21 protein-coding genes are annotated in these 18,726 nt (G+C 69.1%); 2 read left to right on the top strand and 19 right to left on the bottom strand.

What is annotated here, in order from left to right; genetic code table 11:
* The first annotated feature begins 87 nt into the window (after positions 1–87).
* Together eccD and ACFPUZ_RS11430 are read left to right on the top strand one after the other, a co-directional pair.
* Positions 88–1,416: a type VII secretion integral membrane protein EccD gene (gene eccD / locus ACFPUZ_RS11435; protein ID WP_377002022.1), complete on the top strand. Its 1,329-nt coding sequence runs from the start codon at positions 88–90 to the stop codon at positions 1,414–1,416.
* Positions 1,413–2,498, top strand: a complete 1,086-nt coding sequence (locus ACFPUZ_RS11430) for a S8 family serine peptidase (RefSeq protein WP_377002021.1) — start codon at positions 1,413–1,415, stop codon at positions 2,496–2,498. The genes eccD and ACFPUZ_RS11430 overlap by 4 nt, the downstream gene beginning before the upstream one ends.
* On the opposite strand, the gene ACFPUZ_RS11425 is transcribed toward ACFPUZ_RS11430, so the two are convergent.
* The 19 genes from ACFPUZ_RS11425 to ACFPUZ_RS11335 form a co-directional block, all read right to left on the bottom strand.
* The gene (locus ACFPUZ_RS11425; RefSeq protein WP_377002020.1) at positions 2,461–2,889 is read right to left on the bottom strand and encodes a TIGR02611 family protein; all 429 of its coding nucleotides are present in this window, start codon (positions 2,887–2,889) and stop codon (positions 2,461–2,463) included. The genes ACFPUZ_RS11430 and ACFPUZ_RS11425 overlap by 38 nt on opposite strands.
* 131 nt (positions 2,890–3,020) lie before the next feature.
* Positions 3,021–4,256, bottom strand: a complete 1,236-nt coding sequence (gene eccB / locus ACFPUZ_RS11420; RefSeq protein WP_377002019.1) for a type VII secretion protein EccB — start codon at positions 4,254–4,256, stop codon at positions 3,021–3,023.
* Positions 4,257–4,313: 57 nt separating this feature from the next.
* Positions 4,314–6,605, bottom strand: a complete 2,292-nt coding sequence (locus ACFPUZ_RS11415) for a DUF6541 family protein (protein ID WP_377002266.1) — start codon at positions 6,603–6,605, stop codon at positions 4,314–4,316.
* 78 nt (positions 6,606–6,683) lie between these two features.
* Positions 6,684–7,532 (bottom strand): tRNA pseudouridine(38-40) synthase TruA, encoded by an 849-nt coding sequence (gene truA / locus ACFPUZ_RS11410; protein WP_377002018.1) that lies wholly within the window; start codon positions 7,530–7,532, stop codon positions 6,684–6,686.
* A gap of 20 nt (positions 7,533–7,552) precedes the next feature.
* Complete coding sequence (locus tag ACFPUZ_RS11405; protein ID WP_377002017.1) at positions 7,553–7,744, bottom strand: YgaP family membrane protein; 192 nt, start codon at positions 7,742–7,744, stop codon at positions 7,553–7,555.
* Positions 7,745–7,850: 106 nt separating this feature from the next.
* Positions 7,851–8,444: a 50S ribosomal protein L17 gene (gene rplQ, locus ACFPUZ_RS11400; RefSeq protein WP_377002016.1), complete on the bottom strand. Its 594-nt coding sequence runs from the start codon at positions 8,442–8,444 to the stop codon at positions 7,851–7,853.
* 69 nt (positions 8,445–8,513) lie between these two features.
* The gene (locus ACFPUZ_RS11395) at positions 8,514–9,536 is read right to left on the bottom strand and encodes a DNA-directed RNA polymerase subunit alpha (protein ID WP_377002015.1); all 1,023 of its coding nucleotides are present in this window, start codon (positions 9,534–9,536) and stop codon (positions 8,514–8,516) included.
* A gap of 120 nt (positions 9,537–9,656) precedes the next feature.
* A complete protein-coding gene (rpsD, locus tag ACFPUZ_RS11390; protein WP_377002014.1) occupies positions 9,657–10,262 on the bottom strand; it encodes a 30S ribosomal protein S4 in 606 nt (201 codons plus the stop codon).
* Positions 10,263–10,283: 21 nt separating this feature from the next.
* Entirely contained in the window at positions 10,284–10,688 is a 405-nt protein-coding gene (gene rpsK, locus ACFPUZ_RS11385; protein ID WP_303359100.1) for a 30S ribosomal protein S11, read from the bottom strand.
* Positions 10,689–10,691: 3 nt separating this feature from the next.
* A complete protein-coding gene (gene rpsM / locus ACFPUZ_RS11380; RefSeq protein WP_377002013.1) occupies positions 10,692–11,060 on the bottom strand; it encodes a 30S ribosomal protein S13 in 369 nt (122 codons plus the stop codon).
* A gap of 198 nt (positions 11,061–11,258) precedes the next feature.
* Entirely contained in the window at positions 11,259–11,477 is a 219-nt protein-coding gene (infA, locus tag ACFPUZ_RS11375; RefSeq protein WP_003854422.1) for a translation initiation factor IF-1, read from the bottom strand.
* 190 nt (positions 11,478–11,667) lie between these two features.
* Positions 11,668–12,354, bottom strand: coding sequence for a L,D-transpeptidase (locus tag ACFPUZ_RS11370; protein WP_377002012.1), 687 nt, complete (start codon positions 12,352–12,354; stop codon positions 11,668–11,670).
* A gap of 30 nt (positions 12,355–12,384) precedes the next feature.
* Complete coding sequence (map, locus tag ACFPUZ_RS11365) at positions 12,385–13,179, bottom strand: type I methionyl aminopeptidase (protein ID WP_377002011.1); 795 nt, start codon at positions 13,177–13,179, stop codon at positions 12,385–12,387.
* A gap of 74 nt (positions 13,180–13,253) precedes the next feature.
* On the bottom strand, positions 13,254–13,799 hold the full coding sequence (locus ACFPUZ_RS11360; RefSeq protein WP_377002010.1) for an adenylate kinase: 546 nt from the start codon (positions 13,797–13,799) through the stop codon (positions 13,254–13,256).
* Positions 13,796–15,118 carry a preprotein translocase subunit SecY gene (secY, locus tag ACFPUZ_RS11355; RefSeq protein ID WP_377002009.1) on the bottom strand — a complete coding sequence of 441 codons (1,323 nt, stop codon included), beginning with the start codon at positions 15,116–15,118 and terminating at the stop codon, positions 13,796–13,798. The genes ACFPUZ_RS11360 and secY overlap by 4 nt, the downstream gene beginning before the upstream one ends.
* Before the next feature lie 231 nt (positions 15,119–15,349).
* Positions 15,350–16,042, bottom strand: a complete 693-nt coding sequence (locus tag ACFPUZ_RS11350; RefSeq protein WP_377002008.1) for a putative N-acetylmannosamine-6-phosphate 2-epimerase — start codon at positions 16,040–16,042, stop codon at positions 15,350–15,352.
* A 9-nt stretch (positions 16,043–16,051) separates the two neighbouring features.
* Positions 16,052–16,960 (bottom strand): ROK family protein, encoded by a 909-nt coding sequence (locus ACFPUZ_RS11345; RefSeq protein WP_377002007.1) that lies wholly within the window; start codon positions 16,958–16,960, stop codon positions 16,052–16,054.
* A gap of 10 nt (positions 16,961–16,970) precedes the next feature.
* Positions 16,971–17,888: a dihydrodipicolinate synthase family protein gene (locus ACFPUZ_RS11340; RefSeq protein WP_377002006.1), complete on the bottom strand. Its 918-nt coding sequence runs from the start codon at positions 17,886–17,888 to the stop codon at positions 16,971–16,973.
* Positions 17,889–17,908: 20 nt separating this feature from the next.
* Positions 17,909–18,724, bottom strand: a complete 816-nt coding sequence (locus ACFPUZ_RS11335; protein WP_377002005.1) for an ABC transporter ATP-binding protein — start codon at positions 18,722–18,724, stop codon at positions 17,909–17,911.
* Positions 18,725–18,726 lie beyond the last annotated feature (2 nt).

Genomic DNA, 18,726 nt, shown 5'->3' with positions numbered 1-18,726 from the left:
GTGGACAACACCGCCCACCCGGGCGACAATGCCGGGTGATGTGGGCGCAGGGGGTGTGCCCGCCGCATTCTCTAGGGGGAGCTCACGGTGTCGATCGACCACGTTCTGCGCCTGACCACGCGTTTCCAGATCGGCGCGTACCAGCGGGAGGCGGATGTCGCCCTGCCGGCCGGGTCCACGTTGGGGGAGGTGATCCCGGAGATCGTCACCCTGGTGGGTGCGCCGCGGATCTCGCGGCCCTGGCTGGCCACCACCGCCGCCGGTGTTCCGCTCGATCCGGCGGTGCCCCTCCACCAGACCTCCCTCGACCACGGTGCGGTGGTGGTGCTCACCCCGCGGCACGAGGGTGCGCTGCCGGTGATCCGGGACGCCGCAGAGGCGTTGGCGGAATCCGGCGCCGAGGCCGGTGCCCGGGATCTGGCCGCCGCCGGCGCGGTGGCGGGGACGGCCGCGGTGCTACTCATCGCCCAGGAACATCTCCCCTGGTCACAGGCCCTGTCCGTGGCCACTCTCGGGGCACTGGCCGTGTTGCTGTCGCGGCGTTCGCTGCGGGTGCTGGCCGGAGTCATCCTCGCCCTGGCGGGGGCGGCGGCCGCCGCGCTGGTGCTCGAGTCCGCCCGCCCCGGCGAGCTCACCGCCCCCGCCACTCTCGGCCCGGCCGCCTTCGCCGCGGCGGGGGCCACGGCAGCGGCACTGGTCCTGCTCATCGCCCTGCGAGGTGTCGGCACGCGGACCACGGCGGCCACGGCCACCGTGCTCGGGTTGGGTGCCCTCGGCGCGGTCGGGCTGTTCCTGCCCGCCCATGTGACGGAACCCGGGCTGGCGGCGGCGGTGCTCATCGTCGCCGGCGGGGTGGTGCTCCTCGGGCAGCTGCCCGGCCTGGCCACCCGCGCCGCCGGCCTGCAGGTGCCGCGCCTGCCCACCGCCGGGCAGGATCTGGCGGTGGCGGACGAGCCTGCGGGGGACGTGGATGCGCAGGCCCGCCGCGCGCGCCTGTTCCACGAGGGCGCAGCCCTGGGGGCGGCAGTGCTGGTGGGGCCTGCGGTGCTGTGGACCGGAGCGCAGGGCGGGGCCTTCGTGCAGGCCCTGTGCACGGCCACCGCCGGGGCCGTCCTCCTCCACGCCGTGCGGCACCGCCAGGCCATGGCCGCGTGGGCGTGGTCGCTAACGGGGCTCTGTGCCTGCCTCGGCAGCGCCTGGGCCGCCGCGGACCCCGGCCATCCGGCGCAGTGGGTGCTCGCCGCGGGTATCGGCGCGGCGGCGCTGTCGGCCCCGTTGTGGGCGGAGCGCATCCCCCGGCTCGAGCCGACGGCGGTGGTGTGGTGGGAGCGCGCGGAGTCCCTGGCCCTGGCCGCCACCCCCCCGTTGGCCGCCCACCTGGCCGGGCTCTTCGCGCTCATCCGGGGGCTGGGATGAGACGCGCCGCGCTGGGGTTGGCGCTGTTCAGCGGCCTTCTCGGCCCCATCCCGGCCGCGGCGCAGGATGTCGGGTGCGTGCATCCGCTCGAGGCCGAACCCCCGCCCTGGCACGCGCAGCCCCACCTGCCGCTCGCCCGCGGGGAGGGGGTCCGGGTGGCGGTCATCGATACCGGCGTCGCCCCGCACCCGGAGCTGGGGCACGTCGAAGCGCTCGCCGACCTGGTCAGCCCGGCCGCCCCCGATCCCCTCCTCGACTGCGACGGCCATGGCACGGTCGTCGCCGGGGTCATCCGCGGCATCGCGCCCGGCGCGCAGATCCTCAGCGTGCGCCAGTCCAGCGGCCACTACCGCGACACCGCCGGCGGCACCCTCGCCACCCTCACCGAAGGCATCCACCGGGCGCTCGACGCGGGCGCCCGGGTGATCAACATCTCCGTCGTCTCCTGCCTCGACGCCTCCTTGCTTCTCGACGCCCGCCCCCTCCACGACGCCCTCCACCGCGCGGAGGCGGAGGGGGTGATCGTCATCGCCGCGGCGGGCAATGTCGGCGGGCAGTGCCAGCCGGGCATGGCGGTCTACCCCGCGGGCGAGGAGACGGTGCTCTCCGTGGCGGCGGTCCACCCCGGCGACCCGCACGCACTCGCCGACTACACCCTCAGCGTGGGGGATCTCGCCGCGCCCGGGCGGGTGCCGGTCGGCCTGTCCCCGCACGGTCACGGCTGGGCCGCGGGCACCCGACACCCCCAGGGCACCGAGGCCGGGTTCGAGGGCACCAGCTTCTCCGCCCCGGTGGTCTCCGGGGTGGCGGCCCTGCTGCGGGAGAGGCACCCGCACGACAGCGCCGCGGACATCCGCCAGCGCCTGCTCCAGTCCGCCTCCCCCGGCCACGGGGTCATCGACCCGTACGCGGCCACGAGTCACCTGCTCGCTGACTACCGGGTGGCGGGGCGGGAGGTGGGCGTCGATACGCAGCCGGTCAGGGAGGCGGCGACCGGGCGCACGGCGCTGCAGGTGCTGGGGGCGGCGGCGGTGGCCGCCCTCCTCATCGGACCAGTCCGAGCCGGTTGGCGTAGGGGGTGAGGAAGTCGAGGGTGCCGGCGCGCCAGGCCCCGTAGGTCAGGGCGATGAACACCACCCAGATGACGACGATGAGCAGGATCACCAGCGTGATCCGCACCGACTGCCGCTGGCGGTGGAACCACTCGAAGAAGCGGTCATAGAGGTGCACGCCGCGGACCAGCAGATTCTTCGCCCACTTCTGCTCCAGGGAGAGGATGCCCACGCCGAGGAACGTGGTCAGCCAGCCCTGCCCGGGCAGCGGGATGGTCACCAGCCCGACGATGAGCACCGTCCACCCGAGAGCCAACGTCAGCGGGCGCACGAGGAAGCCGTAGCGGCCGTCCTTGGCGCGGACGTGGGTGTCGCCGATCCGCTCGATCCGCTCCGACACCATCTCTCTCATCGAGGGCATGATCATTCAACGTGTCACGGAGCCGGGGAGTTCCCGCCGGCGGTGTGCAGAAGCTCACCTGAACACCCGTCAATTCCCTGCATCGTCCCTGTTCGGCAGATGTAGATACGTCAGATTCTGCAGGCGGCCCCTCAGTAGCTCGCCCGGGACGCGGCCTGACGGCTCAGCGGCGGGCCCTCCGGCAGGAGGCGGATCACCGACCACGGGGCCGACTGCGGCTCCCCCACACCCAGCGCCGCCAGGTCCGCCCGCTCCGGTACGGCGTGCCGCAGTCCCGTCGCGTCGATGAGGTGGTGCCCGTGACCGGTGTCGACCGCCCGCGCGCTGCGGGTGTCACTGCGGAACTCGGCGGCCACCCCCTTTCCCGACAGGGTCACCGGGGGCGTGTCCGACACCAGGATGCCCACCCGGCCCCCGCTCGCGCACACGGTCACCTCCGCGGGGTCGAGAAACAGCGGGGCCACGGCGGGCAGGCGCAGGTCGAAGGGGGCGTCCGGATGGGCGGCCAGCGCTTCCCGCAGCACCACCCGCCGCGCCACCCCGGCCTCCGCCAGCACCTCCGCCTGCACGCTGCTCAGCCGCGCCACCCCCTCAGGCAGCACCGCCCACAGCCCGGCCCCGGTGTCGAGGATCTCGGTGGGCAGCTCCGGGAGGGTGACGGGGGCCAGCTCGGCGACCGCTCCCAGCACCTCCACCGGCGGGTGCCAGCGCGGGGTCTCCGCGGTGATGCCCAGGGCGCGGCGCACCATACGCCCCTCCGGGGATTCCGCGTGCGGCAGCTGGTGGCGCCCCTCGGTGGTGAGCAGCCACTGGGCCCCGGCCCCCTCGGCGAGCACCCCGCGATGCCCGCCCAGCGGCGAGGTGTGCTCCCCCACCGCCACGGTCACGGTCTCCGCGTCGGCGCAGGCGGACCACGTGGACTCCGCGGCGGACTCGTCGGCGGACTCGTCGGCGAGCACCAGCGGCGCCGGGTGCACCCCGAGCGGCACGCCGCGATCGATCTCCCCGAGCACCCCGTCGCCGATCCGCGCGGGGTCCGCGGCCTCCCCGGCGATGAGCCGCGCGGAGGCGAGGTTGCTCACGGGGTGGACGCGGTCGTCGATACGCACGAACAGTGCGCCGTCCGCGGTCTGCAGGATCGGGGACTGCCCGGGGTGGGCTGCGGGGCGCAGCCAGGCGAGCAGGCCGGCCCCCAGGCCGATGAGCACGACGGCCACCACCCCGAAGAGCAGGGCGCGGGAGCGGGCGGCCAGCGGATCATGGATCATGCGGATGTCGCCGAAGACCAGCCCGTGCTCGACGCGGCGCCGCAGGAACCGGTGCCCGGTCACCTGCGCCCGCGTGGTGGGCAGCAGTGTCTGCGTCATGCCATCTCCCCCTTGATGACAGCCCGCCCCGACCCCCGGGGCGACTACGCCGTCAGACTACGGGCGGGTGGCGGGGATCTCAACCGGAGGCTGGTCGAGCGCCGGATTCCCCGGGCTCTCCACCGGCGCGTCGCCGCCGGAGTCCGGCTTGGTGGGCCGGTGGAAGGTGGGGTTGCCGGTGGCGTCGAGAGTCAACGGCGGCAGCTCCTCCGGGGAGTTGCCCGGGGCGCGCATCGCCTGCAGCTCCTCGTCGCTGAACGCCTGGTTGACGGCGAAGACGGCGACATTGAGGTCGCGGTAGACCGGGGTGACGCCGGGGGTCTCCCACAGCCCGTCGATCATCTCGAAGCGGGGATCCTGGAAGCCCCAGAAGCTCCACGGGGAGACGAAGTAGTACTTCACGCCCATCCGCGTGGCGGCCTTGTCCACGTTGTTCTCCTGCTCCGGGTCGCCGTGGTTGCCCACGCCGATGAGGTTCGGGTGCCAGTAGAGCAGGTCGGTGTCGGAGGCGCGGTTGACGTGCGGCCACAGGTAGTGGCGCATGACGGAGGGCAGGCCGTTGTAGGCGTACATCCAGCCGTGGCCGTCGGCCGGCTCGCCGAAGATGGTGCCCTCGTAGGCGCCCGGCTGCTTGGCCAGCCAGTCGAAGGCGCGGATGTCGGCCTCGGAGACCATCCGGTCATCGTGCCGGGGCCCGTTCATCGAGGGCTCCAGGCCCTCGAGGACGGTGTCGCGAGTGGCCCACACGGTGGTGCCCCACCCGGCGCCGAGGGCGAGGACGAGGGAGACGACGAGCGAGACCTGCGTCCACGGCGCCCGCATCCGCAGCGGCGCGAGCGCGAGCAGCCGGACGAGGACGGCCACGCCCACCGCCGCCGCCGCGAAGGTGAACAGGGCCACCGGCATGACGAGGCGGTGCGCCGTGGAGTAGTGGAGGTTGCCGATGACCGCCAGCCACTCGCCCCACACGTTGTCGAAGGGCAGCAGCGCGTTGGCGGTGAGCGCCACGGAGAGGAACCAGAACAGCGGGCCCCACAGGTTGCGGCGCCACAGCAGCAGCGCGATCGCCCCGCCGCCGGCCAGCCACAGCAGGAGGGTCTGGTTGAGGTGCGGGAAGAAGTCCGAGTGGCGGGTCTGCATGTGGATCGCCATGTCCCACGAGGCCTGCCGGGTGACGTCCTCCACCGCCGAGAAGGAGGACACCTCCTCGGTCGCCTCGGAGCCGCTGAGCAGCTGCGGCAGGAGGATGAGCACACCCAGGCCACCCGACAGCGCCAGCCATCCGAGGTCCTGCAGGCGGATGAGCACGTGCTGCCGCGCGTTCTCCGGGCGGCGGGACGGGGCCCACACGAGGTGGAGCAGCCACCACAGGGCCAGCACCATGACCACCACGGTGACCGGGGCCGGGTGCATCTGCACCAGGCCGGTGAACGCCAGCATCGCCGCCAGCGCCGCCACCGGGCGGTACGGCACGTGCATGAACAGCGCGATGACCACGCCCACCGCGGACATCGACGCTAGGTAGGGCCACATGCCGGTGTACGTGCCGATCCACATGAGCACCGGCGAGGCGAACACCGCGATACCCGCGATGCCCGCCGCGATCTGGGCGGTCAGCCCGACCCGACCGATGAGTTTCCAGGCGATGAGCGCCGCCGAGAGCGGCAGCAGCATCCCGGGCAGCACCATGCTCGTGAGGTTGAGCGCCTCGATGGGGCTGATGTTGGCGGCCTCGCCTGCCAGTCCGGCGCCGATGTGCCACGCGGACGGGTAGTAGAGGTCGTTGCCCGTCTCGATGTTGCGGAGCTCGCCCATCCGGGTGGGATCGCCGATCCCGGCGTCCATGAACCACCGCACCATCGAGGCGTGCCAGTGCACGTCCCAGCCCTGGACGATGTTGCCCAGCCCGTGCGGGACCTCCTCGAAGAGCCGCCGGGTGTGGTCGATGATCAGCCACGCTCCGGTGGCCACCCCGGCGAAGGGGAGGATCCAGGCCGGGTCGAGGATCCCGCCACGGCGCCCCTCCCGGGTCCGCCACCAGGGGGTCGGCCGCGTATCGACGTCCCCCTCCTCCACCGCGGCGCGCCGCGCGCGGCGTCGAGAAGCAAGCAGGAAGCCACCGCGCCACAGGCCGGCGGGCAGCACGCACAGCGCCCAGAAGACGGCGAAGGTCAGCCAGTCGAAGCGGATGTCCAGCTGCCCGAGCACCCAGCCCGCCAGGCCGTAGAGCCCGAAGGTGACCGGGATGGAGGCGGCGAGCGCCCAGGGCAGGCGCAGGCCGGAGATCCAGCCGAGCGAGGCTCCGGGCACGGTGAACACCAGCGCCGCGATGAGCACCAGCGTTGTCATCTCCACCCCGGGGCACCTTTCCTTCAGGTCATTGAATTGAAACCACGGATCACTCTACAACGCGAGCATCCGGAATCGTCACAGGCTCCGCCGGTCGCGGGTGATCTCCGTCCGCGCGCGCAGGTCCGCGTCCGCGGGGTAGTCCACCCCGCACAGCGTCAGCCCCTTCGCCGGCGCCAGGGGGATGAGCGGCGAGCGCTGCGTCTCGCCGAGCAGCGTCGCGGGCAACGATGCTTCTCGACGCCCCTCCCCCACCGCCAGGCACGTCCCCACGAGGGAGCGGACCATGTTCCAGCAGAAGGCGTCCGCCGTGACGTGCGCCTCGTAGGTCTGGGGCTCCACCGGGGTGGAGACCTCCCGCCACGTGAAGGCCTGCAGATCGCGGATGGTGGTGGCGTGCTCCCGGGGCTTGCAGAAGGCCGCGAAGTCGTGGAGCCCGCAGAGGATGTCCGCCGTCGCCTGCATGTCCTCGATGTCGACGGGCTTGAGCCAGTGCGCGGTGTCGCGCGCCCGGGTGGGCAGGGCCCCGCGGGGATGCGTGGTCACCCGATAGACGTAATGGCGGCGCAGGGCAGCGAAGCGGGCGTCAAACCCCGGGGGCGCGGCCGTGACCGCGTGCACCCGCACGTCCTCGGGCAGCAGGCGGGCCAGGCGGCGCACCAGACGCGAGGGGTCCCCGTCGAGGGTGCGCTGCTCCAGGCTGGCGGCCGGGACGTCGAGGTGGGCGACCTGCCGGGCGGCGTGGACGCCGGCGTCGGTGCGGCCGGCGACGGTGAGTGCGGCGTCGATACGCAGAATGAGCGACAGGGCGTCCTCGAGGACGCCCTGGACGGTGCGCAGGCCGGGCTGCTTCTGGCGGGCCCAGCCGTGGAAATCGGTGCCGTCATACGCCAGGTCGAGCCGCAGCCGGAGGAGATCATCGCTCATGATCACCCCAGCCTACAACCCTATTTCCGGGTGCCGATCCCCAGCACCCGGTAGATCGGGCAGAAGCCCACGGCGGCGGTGACGGCCATGATGGCCGCCACGACGAAGAGGATGATGCGGATCGGGCCGGACAGCAGCAACGCGGCGATGAGGGCGACGACGGCGACCACGCCCCGGAGGAGGCGGTCGGTGGAGGACTCGTTCGGTGTCATGTAACTCAGCCTACGCCCGCTCCCCCGGATACCGCGCGGGGTATGACAAAGAGAACACCGCCCCCTTCCCGGGTGACGGGAAGGGGGCGGTGGAAGGCGGGGAGAATTACTTCTCCTCGGACTCCTTGGTCTCCTCAGCCTTGGCGTCAGCCTCGGCCTCGGCGACGGAGCCCTCCTGGGCCGGAGCCTCAGCAGCGACATCGCCCTCGGCCGGCTCAGCCGGATCGGCGGCGGTGTCCTCGGCGTCGACCTCGACCGGAGCCTCGGACTCAGCCTCGGTCTCCTCGGCAGCCTTCTTGGAGGCGGCGGCGCGGGTGGCGCGGGTGGCCTCGGTGCTCACGGTCTCCTCGAGAACGAGGGAGATCTGAGACATCGGGGCGTTGTCGCCGGCGCGGTTCTCCAGCTTGATGATGCGGGTGTAACCACCCTGGCGGTTCTCGAACTTCGGCGCCAGCTCGTTGAAGAGGTAGGCGACGACGTCCTTCTGCGGAACCTCAGCCAGCACCTGGCGGCGGGCGGCGACAGAGCCGTCCTTGGCCTTGGTGATCAGCTTCTCGGCGTAGGGACGCAGGGCCTTGGCCTTGGCGTCGGTGGTCTTGATTGCGCCGTGCTCGAACAGCGAGGCAGCCAGGTTAGAGAGGATCTTCTTCTGGTTGCTCGCGGAGCCGCCGAGACGGGCGCCCTTCTTAGGGGTAGGCATTGTGGTACTCCTCGGGTACGTGTGTGGTGAGCGCGTGGGCCCCGTGGGACGGGGACCCGGTGGGGCGTGCTACTCGGAATCCTCGGGGGTGGCGTCGGTGTCGACGAAATCACCGGTCTCAGCGTCGTAGCCCTCGAGCTGCGTCGGATCGAAATCCTCCGGAGCGTCCTTCAGAGTCAGGCTCAGGCCGGCGAGCTTGATCTTCACCTCGTTGATCGACTTCTGACCGAAGTTGCGGATGTCCAGCAGGTCCGACTCGGTGCACTCTGCGAGCTCACCGACGGTGTGGATCTCCTGACGCTTCAGGCAGTTGTAGGAACGGACGGAGAAGTTCAGGTCCTCGATCGGCATGCCGTAGGCGGCGATGTACTCGGTCTCCTGCGGGGAGGGACCGATCTCGATGCCTTCGGCGGCGATGTTGAGCTCACGGGCGAGGCCGAAGAGCTCGACGAGGGTCTTACCGGCGGACGCGACGGCGTCGCGGGCGGTGATGGAGTTCTTGGTCTCGACATCGATGATCAGCTTGTCGAAGTCCGTGCGCTGCTCGACACGGGTGGCCTCGACCTTGTAGCTGACCTTGAGCACCGGGGAGTAGATCTGATCGACCGGGATACGGCCGATGTCTCCGCCGCCGGCGGTGGTGGCCGCCGGAACGTAGCCGCGGCCACGCTCGACGATGAACTCGATGTCCAGACGGGCCTGCTCATTGAGGGAGGCGATGTGCAGATCCGGGTTGTGGATCTCCACACCGGCCGGCGGCTGAATGTCGCCGGCGGTGACCTCTCCCGGGCCTTCCTTGCTCAGGTACATGACGACCGGCTCATCGGAGTCGGAGGACAGGACCAGACCCTTGATGTTGAGGATGATCTCGGAGACATCCTCCTTCACACCGTTGATCGTGGTGAACTCATGGAGAATACCGTCGATCTTCACGGAGGTGACGGCTGCGCCCGGGATGGACGACAGCAGGGTACGGCGCAGCGAGTTGCCGAGGGTGTAGCCGAAGCCCGGCTCGAGCGGCTCAATGATGAACCGGGAACGAGCGGAATCGATGTACTCCTCGGTGAGCACAGGACGCTGGGAAATGAGCATGAGACTCTCCTTTGTCGACGCCCACTATTTGACGTCGTTCGGGAACTTGAAGGGTGAGACTGCTGAGAAGAGGATTCCTCGACCGGTACGGCCACGGGGGGCCGCACCGGTAGAGAAGTCTTACTTCGAGTAGAGCTCGACGATGAGCTGCTCCTGCAGCGGGACGTCGATCTGGGCGCGCTCGGGCAGCTGGTGCACGAGGATGCGCAGGGTGGACGGAACGACCTGCAGCCAGGCCGGGACGACAGCGTCGACGAGGTTATCCTGAGCCTCTTCGAACCAGATCATCTTCTGGGACTTCTCGCGGACGTCGATGATGTCGTACTGGGACACCTGGTAGGAAGGCACGTTGACCTTCTTGCCGTTCACGAGGAAGTGGCCGTGGGAGACCAGCTGACGTGCCTGACGACGGGTGCGGGCCAGGCCTGCACGGTAGACGACGTTGTCCAGGCGGGACTCCAGCAGAACGAGCAGGTTGTCGCCGGTCTTACCGGGGCGACGGTTCGCCTCGGCGTAGTAGCGGCGGAACTGCTTCTCCAGCACACCGTAGGTGTACTTAGCCTTCTGCTTCTCCTGCAGCTGCAGGAGGTACTCGGACTCCTTGATGCGGGCGCGGCCAGCCTGACCCGGGGGGTAGGGGCGACGCTCGAATGCCATATCTCCGCCGACGAGGTCGACGCGGAGGCGGCGGGACTTACGGGTGACAGGGCCGGTATAACGAGCCATGGTAAGTTACCTCTTCCTTTCTTAGACGCGACGACGCTTCGGCGGACGGCAGCCGTTGTGCGGCTGGGGGGTGACGTCCGAGATGGAGGACACCTCGAGGCCGGCGGCCTGGAGGGAACGGATCGCGGTCTCGCGGCCGGAGCCCGGACCCTTGACGAACACGTCGACCTTCTTCATGCCGTGATCCATTGCCTTGCGGGCAGCGTTCTCGGCGGCCATCTGTGCCGCGAACGGGGTGGACTTACGGGAGCCCTTGAACCCGACGTGGCCGGAGGAGGCCCAGGAGATGACAGCACCGTTGGTGTCCGTGATGGACACGATGGTGTTGTTGAAGGTGGACTTGATGTAGGCGTGGCCCTGAGCCACGTTCTTCTTGACGACGCGACGACCAGTGCGGCGCGCGCCAGAGCGAGTCTTCGGGGGCATGTTCTACTTCTTCTTTCCGGCGATCGTCTTCTTCGGACCCTTACGCGTACGCGCGTTGGTCTTGGTGCGCTGGCCACGGACGGGCAGGCCACGACGGTGGCGCAGACCCTGGTAGCAGCCGATCTCAATCTTGCGACGGATGTCGGCCTGCACCTCGCGGCGGAGGTCACCCTCGACCTTCCAGGAGGCCTCGATGACGTCACGGAGGGCGGCGACCTGATCATCGGTCAGGTTGTCGGTGCGCAGGTCCGGAGAGATGCCGGTCTCTGCCAGAAGCTGGGCGGCACGGGCGGGGCCGATGCCGTAGATGTAAGTGAGTGCGACCTCCATGCGCTTGTTGCGCGGAAGATCAACACCTGCAAGACGTGCCATGTGGTACGTACCTTTCGGGTTGTTTACGGTGGTTTTCTCCCTGCTCGTCCCCACCTGGCGATGCTTTGCCCGGACCGATGACCGGACGATGGATCGTGTGTCGTGAGGCTTCAGCCACCGCGGCCGAAGGTGAGTGGGCGTGGAGGGGCACAGTGATGCGACCCGTGTTCACGCCGGTGAGCAAGGAGGCGGGTGGTCCTACTTGTAGCGGTAGACGATGCGACCGCGGGTCAGGTCGTAGGGAGACAGCTCCACCACGACGCGATCCTCGGGGAGGATACGGATGTAGTGCTGGCGCATCTTCCCACTGATGTGAGCAAGAACCTTGTGTCCGTTGTCGAGCTCGACACGGAACATTGCGTTCGGCAGGGGCTCGACGATGCGGCCCTCAACCTCAATTGCGCCTTCCTTAGCCATATCCTCCACATTCCTGGTGCCTTCTCAGAGTGGCACCTGCTGATTTCACAGATCTACTGCAGGCGTGCACGCATTCGCATACACACCAAACAGACACCCTACCGGCACAGCTGTGGAAAACCAAACGCCTGCGGCGTCGCCCTGGCGCACTCCCCCTGTCACAGTGCGCGGCGACGCCGCAGGCGACCCCTTAGTAGATGAAGACCTTGTCTCCGACGTGGAGATCCGCGAAGTACTTCTGCGCATCCTGCTGGTTGAGGCGGACGCAGCCGGCGGACTCGTACGCGATGTTGCCCTGGTGGAAGGCATGGCCGTTGTTGGTGAAGTACACGGCGTAGGGCATCGGCGCGTTGTTGAAGATGTAGGACACCTCGTCCTTGACCTTGCGGGTCACGCGGAAGGTGCCGCGCGGGGTCTCCTCGCCCGGCTTGCCCGGGGCATGGTTGACGGGGCCGTAGTACTTGCCGTTGGCGTTCTGCAGCCAGGTGCGGCGGCCGTCGATGTCGACGCAGACCTTGGCGTCGCGCGGGCACGGGCCGTAGTTGAAGTTGTCACGCGGCGCGGCCGGCGCGGCGGCCGGAGCCGGGGCGGGAGCGGGCGCCGGGGCGGTGCGCTCCTGGATGAGGCCCGGGAAGGCGGCGTTGACGGCGCCGTCCACGGCACCGGACACGGCGTTGGAGGAGCCGCCCGGCAGGTTGCCGGCGTGCTGCTGGAGCTGGTTGCGGGTGTTCCAGGCGCCGTCGCGGACCTGCTGCTGGTCGATGCCGACCTGCGAGGACAGGTCCTGCGCCTGTGCGGTGGCGGGCACCGCGATGAGCGCGGCGGCGGTGGCGACGGAGGCGAAGGTGATGCCGAGACGGCGGCTGATGGTGCGCATGCGATGAAGTATAAACCCACCAGCGCGTTTCTACCGTCTGGGGGTGAGAATTCGCGGTCCCGTGTCGGTGGCCGCCACGGTGTGCTCCCAGTGGGCGGCGAAGGAGCCGTCGAGGGTGACCACCGTCCAGTCGTCCTCGAGCACGGCGGAGTCGGTGGTGCCGAGCGTGAGCATCGGCTCGATGGCCAGCACCGATCCCGCCTGAATGAGCGGTCCCTTTCCGGGGCGGCCCTCGTTGGCCAGGAAGGGGTCCTCGTGCATGGTCCGGCCGATGCCGTGGCCGCCGTAGCCGTCGACAATGCCCAGGTGCACGCCGAACTTCTGCTCGGCGGCCCGGGTCGCGGTCTCGAGTGCATGCGAGACGTCGGTGAGGCGGTTGCCCGGCACCATCGCCTTGAGGCCCTCGTAGAGGACCCACTCGGTGGCCTGCGTGAGCTTCTCGACGTCCTCGTCGACCTCGCCGATGCCGAACGTCCAGGCCGAATCACCTACCCAGCCCTCGAAGGTGGCGCCGCAGTCGACGGCGAGGAGGTCGCCCTCCTGGAGGATGACGTCCGCCGAGGGAATGCCGTGGACGATGACCTCGTTGGGGGAGGCGCAGATGGAGCCGGTGAATCCCTGGTAGCCGAGGAAGCTGGGCACGGCCCCGGCATCACGGATGGTGGCCTCGGCGATCTGGTCGAGCTCGAGGGTGCTCACGCCCGGGGCGGCTGCGGCACGCACGGCCTGCAGAGCCCGGCCGACGATCTCTCCGGCGGCCTGCATGGCGTCGAGCTCACCGGGGGTCTTCGCCGGGATGGCCCGGCGCTTGGAACGAAATCCCATGGGGTTCTCCTGGGGAAAAGGCGGGGCCGCGGCCCGGGTGCCGGGACGCGGCCTCGCTGAGGTGGTGCGGTGTCTTACTTACCGAGGGACTGCATGGCGCGGTCGTTGATCTCCTCGACCTCGCCCTCCGCCTCGATGGAGATGATCTGATCGCCGTAGTGCTCGATGAGCGGGGCGGTCTCGTCGCGGTAGACGCCGAGGCGGGTGCGGATGGTCTCCTCGTTGTCGTCGGCCCGGCCGCGGGAGAGCATGCGCTCCACGACGACATCCTCGGCCACGACGAAGTTGAGCACGCCGTCGAGCTGCTGGCCCTTCTCGGCGAGCAGGCCCTGCAGGATCTCGGCCTGCTCGACGGTGCGGGGGAAGCCGTCGAGGAGGAAGCCCTCCGCCGCGTCGGCCTCCTCGAGGCGGGACTTGACCATGCGGGCGGTCACATCGGTGGGCACGAGCTTCCCGGCGTCGATGTAGCCCTTGGCCTCGACACCCAGCGGGGTGCCCTCGCCGATGTTGGCGCGGAAGAGGTCGCCGGTGGAGATGTGCGGCACACCCAGCTTCTCGGAGAGGAGAACGGCCTGGGTGCCCTTGCCGGCACCGGGGGGTCCGAGGAGTACAAGTCTCATTTGAGGAGTCCTTCGTAGTTGCTTTGGAGAAGCTGGGATTCAATCTGCTTCACGGTTGTCAGGGCGACCGACACCATAATGAGGATCGCGGTACCACCGAACGCCGTCATTCCTGCGCTGGTGTTACCCACACCCAGGTCAAGGGCGATGTTCGGCAGAACAGCAATGATGCCGAGGTAGGCGGCACCGACGAAGAGCAGTCGGTTCATGACGAAGCCGAGGTACTCCGCGGTCGGCCGTCCCGGACGGATGCCCGGAATGAAACCGCCGTACTTCTTCATGTTATCCGCCTGCTCCGCCGGGTCGTACTGAACGGAGACATAAAAGTAGGAGAAGAAGATGATGAGCACGAAGTACACGAGGATGTACTGCCAGGAGGAAGGCGTCATGAGGTACTGGATGACGTTGCGCTGCCACCAGTTGTCCGCCGCGGCCGTGGAGCCGGAGTTGACGATCTCGGTGATGAGCACCGGCATGTAGATGAGCGAGGACGCGAAGATCACCGGGATGACGCCGGCCTGGTTGACCTTGAGCGGCAGGTAGGTCGACGTGCCGCCGTACTGGCGACGTCCCACCATCCGCTTGGCGTACTGCACCGGGATGCGGCGCTGCCCCTGCTCGACGAAGACGACACCGATGACCAGCGCGATGACGGCCGCGACGACCACGGCGAACACCACGCCGCCCGAGGTCTGCAGGATGCTCGTGCCGTCGGTGGGCAGACGGGTCGCGATACCGGCGAAGATGAGCAGCGACATTCCGTTGCCCACGCCCTTCTCCGTGATGAGCTCACCGATCCACATGACGAGCATCGCGCCCGACGTCATGACGAGGACGAGCAGGATGAGATCCCAGATCGTGCGGTCCGGGATGAGGACGGAGATGCCCTGCCCGAGCAGCTGCTCGCGGTCGGCCAGCGCCACGATGCCGGAGGACTGCAGCAGCGCCAGCGCCAACGTGAGATAGCGCGTGTACTGCGTCATCTTCGTCTGCCCCGACTGCCCCTCCTTCTTCAGCTCCTCGAAGTGCGGGATGACGACGGTGAGCAGCTGCGTGATAATCGACGCCGTGATGTACGGCATGATGCCGATGGCGAAGATCGACAGCTGCAGCAGCGCACCACCCGAGAACAGGTTGATGAGCGAATAGACGCTGCCCTGCTCCTGGGTGAGCTCGCGGAGCCGACCGCTGATCGACGCATAGTCGACACCGGGCGACGGGATCTGCGCACCGATGCGGTAGAGAATGACCATCAGCACCGTGAAGATGATCTTCTTCCGCAGGTCGACGTCCTTGAATGCCTGAATAATGGCGGACACGAATCCTCCTGGCCTCACTCCCCCGCTCGCGTGAGCTGAAGGGCAAGGGAATTGACACGATTGACTCGATCAGCCTACCAGCGCACCCGTGTCACAGCGCAGTCACGGCAGGTTAGTGCTTATCGACGCCCTACCGTGGGCCAGCTCCCCGCTCTCCAGAGGTTCCGAGCGCTCGGGCGGCCTCACCACCCCGGTGGCCAGGAGCTGTGGTGGCAGCCCCTCCCGCGGGGCTCACATCCGGGCGCCTGCGACGAAGCGGGAGGTGATCCAGACTGGATCGGTGATGGCGGTGCCGACGATGATGGCATCGGCACCCGCCGCACGCCCGGCGCGCACGTCCTCCGGGCTGTGGAATCGCCCCTCGCCGATGAGGAACACGTCGTCGCCGACCAGGTCTCTCACCTCACGGATCAACTCCAGATCCGGGCCGGAGGTCCGGGCCCGGTGCTCGGTGTAGCCGGCCAGGGTGGTGGAGATGAGGTCCGCCCCGGCGTCGAGCGCGGCCACCGCCTCGGTGGGGGTGGCGATGTCAGCCATGGCGATACCGCCGGCCTCGTGGACGGCGGTGACCTGCGCCGCGAAGCTCGAGCCGTCGCGGCGCGGACGGTCGGTGGCGTCCATCGCGGCGACGGCCGCTCCGGCGGCGATGACAGCTCGGGCTGAATCCACTGTGGGAGTGATGTACACCCCGTCTGCCCCCTCCTTCGTCAGACCGATGACGGGGATCCCCACCGCTGCGGTGATCGCCCGGATGTCCTCCACCCCGCCGTAGCCGCCGCACCGGATGGCGGCGGAACCGCCCGCTTCGGCGGCCCGCGCCATGAACACCATGGCGGCGGTGTCGCGCAGCACATGGCCATCAGGGGCCTGGGCGCTGACGATGAGGGTGCCGCGGATGTGGTCGAGGAAATCTGCCGTTTTCATGTTCTCTTCCTAGTGGGAGTGGGTGGCGCCGTAGTGGGCGGCGCCGATGAGTGGGGCATTCGTACCGAGGGTGGCGTGCACCACGGGGATGGTGTTCACGGGTGCTATCGCCCCGGTACGTACCCCTTCCGCGAAGGGACGGCGGATCGCCTCGCCGATCATGCCGACGCCACCTCCGAGGACGATCGCCTCCACGTCGATGGCCGTGATCAGACCACCAATCGCCTCCCCCGCGGCGTGGAGATGGGCGTCGAGGACCGCGCGGACCTTGTCGTCACCGCCCGAGTGCCGGACCAGGGCGGCACGCAGGTCCTCATCCCGTCCGGTGGCGCGGGCCAACGCACGGGTGAGAGCCGGGCCGGAGGCGACCTCCTCGATGACTGCGACGCCGCTGGCGTCGATAAGCGCGGGGTCGCGGCAGATGAGACGGCGCAGTTCACCGGCGGTGCAGTGGGGGGAGGCGACCAGGGCGCCGTCGCGGACCAGGGCCCCGCCCACTCCCGTCCCGAGAGAGACGAACAGGACGCTGGACCATCGCGCGCCCTGTGCGCCCGCCCCGTAGACGATTTCCCCCAGTCCCATGATGCGGACGTCGTTGTGCACAGCCACCGGCAGCCCGAAGCGTTCGTGCAGCGTCGCGGCGATGGGGGTGCCCGCCCAGCCGGGCATGGTCGGCCCGGCCGAGATGACCGTGCCCGCATCCGGGTCGATGACTCCGGGCGCCCCGACGCCGATGGTGGACACCGGAGCATCGGCGCGCTCCAGGAGTTCAGCGATGACGCCCGCGACCCGGTCCAGCACCCCCTCCGGCGGGGTGTCAGTCCGCACCTGCGTCAGCACGTTCCGGGGCCGGTCGGAGTCGATGAGGCCGGCCGCGATCTTCGTGCCGCCGATGTCCACGCCGATGTGCAGGGTCATCGTGATTCTCCTAGAGCAGTCCGGTGTCGAGGAGAACGCCGCGGATGGTCTCGATCTCCTCCGCCTGCAACTGCGCCACGGGGTGGGGCATCTGAGCGGATGCGAAGACGCCGAGCAGTGTGAGGGCGGCCTTGAATCCGCCGACGCCGGCTCCGAAGCCGCTTAACGACGTCGCCGTCATCGCCACCCTCATCAGTGTGGCAAGGCGGTCCTGCTCTTTTTTCACCGTGTCCCAGTCACCGGCCTCGGCGGCCTTCCACTGGCGGACATACCCTTCCGGGTCGACGTTGGCCAGGCCGGGGACAGCCCCGTCAGCACCACCGAGGTAGGCGCCATCCACCACGACCTCGTGACCGGTCAGCAGCACCAGCGGACGGCCGGCAGCCTCGTTGGCCTGCACGAGGAGACGGAAGACGACATCGTTGCCGGAGGAGTCCTTGACCCCCGCGATCACTCCTTCCTGTCCCAGGCGCAGGAGCATGTCGGGGGCGAGTTTGACGTGGACGCACACCGGGATGTCGTAGGCGAAGACCGGCAGGGAGGTCGCCGCGTGGATGAGACGAAAGTGTTCCTCCACCTGCTCCGGGCCCCCCAGGGCGTAGAAGGGGGCGGTGACCACGACGGCGGCGGCCCCAGCCTGCTCCGCCACCTGGACATGCTCGATCACCCGCTGCGTCTGGGTGTCAATGCAGCCGACGAGCACGGGCACCCGTCCGTCGACGACCCGCATCGTGTGTTCGATGACGTCGAGCCTCTCCCCCGGGGTGCAGAACACTCCTTCGCCGGAGGAACCGAGGATGAAAAGGCCGTCCACCCCGGCGTCGATAATCCGGTTGAGGTTACGTTCATTGGAGGCGGCGTCGAGACTGCGATCCTCGTGACGGGCGAGGACCACCGGAGGGATCACTCCCCGGAAAGAAACGGTCATGATGGCGTTTTCCTTTTCTCTTATAGCTGCGGGTGCAGCAGTGAGGGAGCGGCACCCAGCAGGCTGCGGGTGTAGTCCTGGTCCGGGTTCTCCAGCAGTTTCTCCGCCGGACCCTGTTCGACCAGGCGCCCGTGGTACATGACGGCGATGCGGTCGGAGATGTAACGGACAGTCTGGATGTCGTGACTAATGAAGACCATCGCCAGACCCAGTTCCTCCTTGAGGTCGGTGAGGAGATTGAGGATCTGCGCACGGACCGACACATCCAACGCAGAGGTCGGCTCGTCGGCGATGATCGCCTGCGGCCGCAACGACAGGGCACGGGCGATGGCCACGCGCTGCCGCTGACCGCCCGAGAGCTGACCCGGCAGCGCATCAAGCACGGAAGAGGGCAGACCGACCATGTGCGCGAGTTCCTTGACGCGCGCCTCTCGCTCAGCTGCGGAACCGATCTTGTGCACGTGCAGAGGGTCAGCCAGTTGATCGCGGACGATCATGCGGGCATTGAGGGCGGTGGACGGATCCTGGAAGACCACCGACACGACCCGCCCCATGGCGCGTCGGTCGGCGGCACTGCGTCTGGTCACCTCACGGCCCTGGAAGTAGACCTGCCCCGCAGTGGGCGCCTGCAGGCCGCACATGACGTTGGCCAGGGTGGACTTGCCGGAACCGGATTCACCGACCAGGCCGATCGTCTCTCCCGGGGCGAGGGAGAGAGTGACGTCGTCGACGGCCTTGACCCAGTTCGGCCTGAAGATCGGGCCGGTGCGGGACTTGAAGTGCACCTCTACATTGCGCAGATCGATGATGGGGGTGGTGGAGACAGGGGAGCTCATGA

This window comes from Corynebacterium nasicanis, assembly GCF_042658165.1.
GTDB lineage: Bacteria > Actinomycetota > Actinomycetes > Mycobacteriales > Mycobacteriaceae > Corynebacterium > Corynebacterium nasicanis.
The sequence above is the reverse complement of the archived record's forward strand: the minus strand, read 5'-3'. Positions and strand labels throughout refer to the sequence as shown.

Excerpts from the sequence above, each read along its gene's own strand:
- map (WP_377002011.1), bottom strand. The coding sequence starts at position 13,179 with ATGGGATTTCGTTCCAAGCGCCGGGCCATCCCGGCGAAGACCCCCGGT.
- ACFPUZ_RS11335 (WP_377002005.1), bottom strand. The coding sequence starts at position 18,724 with ATGAGCTCCCCTGTCTCCACCACCCCCATCATCGATCTGCGCAATGTA.
- ACFPUZ_RS11370 (WP_377002012.1), bottom strand. The coding sequence starts at position 12,354 with ATGCGCACCATCAGCCGCCGTCTCGGCATCACCTTCGCCTCCGTCGCC.
- ACFPUZ_RS11430 (WP_377002021.1), top strand. The coding sequence starts at position 1,413 with ATGAGACGCGCCGCGCTGGGGTTGGCGCTGTTCAGCGGCCTTCTCGGC.
- eccB (WP_377002019.1), bottom strand. The coding sequence starts at position 4,256 with ATGACGCAGACACTGCTGCCCACCACGCGGGCGCAGGTGACCGGGCAC.
- rpsK (WP_303359100.1), bottom strand. The coding sequence starts at position 10,688 with ATGCCCCCGAAGACTCGCTCTGGCGCGCGCCGCACTGGTCGTCGCGTC.
- truA (WP_377002018.1), bottom strand. The coding sequence starts at position 7,532 with ATGAGCGATGATCTCCTCCGGCTGCGGCTCGACCTGGCGTATGACGGC.
- rpsM (WP_377002013.1), bottom strand. The coding sequence starts at position 11,060 with ATGGCACGTCTTGCAGGTGTTGATCTTCCGCGCAACAAGCGCATGGAG.
- ACFPUZ_RS11345 (WP_377002007.1), bottom strand. The coding sequence starts at position 16,960 with ATGACCCTGCACATCGGCGTGGACATCGGCGGCACGAAGATCGCGGCC.
- ACFPUZ_RS11350 (WP_377002008.1), bottom strand. The coding sequence starts at position 16,042 with ATGAAAACGGCAGATTTCCTCGACCACATCCGCGGCACCCTCATCGTC.
- ACFPUZ_RS11405 (WP_377002017.1), bottom strand. The coding sequence starts at position 7,744 with ATGACACCGAACGAGTCCTCCACCGACCGCCTCCTCCGGGGCGTGGTC.
- ACFPUZ_RS11395 (WP_377002015.1), bottom strand. The coding sequence starts at position 9,536 with ATGCTCATTTCCCAGCGTCCTGTGCTCACCGAGGAGTACATCGATTCC.
- rplQ (WP_377002016.1), bottom strand. The coding sequence starts at position 8,444 with ATGCCTACCCCTAAGAAGGGCGCCCGTCTCGGCGGCTCCGCGAGCAAC.
- ACFPUZ_RS11415 (WP_377002266.1), bottom strand. The coding sequence starts at position 6,605 with ATGACAACGCTGGTGCTCATCGCGGCGCTGGTGTTCACCGTGCCCGGA.
- infA (WP_003854422.1), bottom strand. The coding sequence starts at position 11,477 with ATGGCTAAGGAAGGCGCAATTGAGGTTGAGGGCCGCATCGTCGAGCCC.
- ACFPUZ_RS11340 (WP_377002006.1), bottom strand. The coding sequence starts at position 17,888 with ATGACCGTTTCTTTCCGGGGAGTGATCCCTCCGGTGGTCCTCGCCCGT.
- ACFPUZ_RS11360 (WP_377002010.1), bottom strand. The coding sequence starts at position 13,799 with ATGAGACTTGTACTCCTCGGACCCCCCGGTGCCGGCAAGGGCACCCAG.
- rpsD (WP_377002014.1), bottom strand. The coding sequence starts at position 10,262 with ATGGCTCGTTATACCGGCCCTGTCACCCGTAAGTCCCGCCGCCTCCGC.
- ACFPUZ_RS11425 (WP_377002020.1), bottom strand. The coding sequence starts at position 2,889 with ATGCCCTCGATGAGAGAGATGGTGTCGGAGCGGATCGAGCGGATCGGC.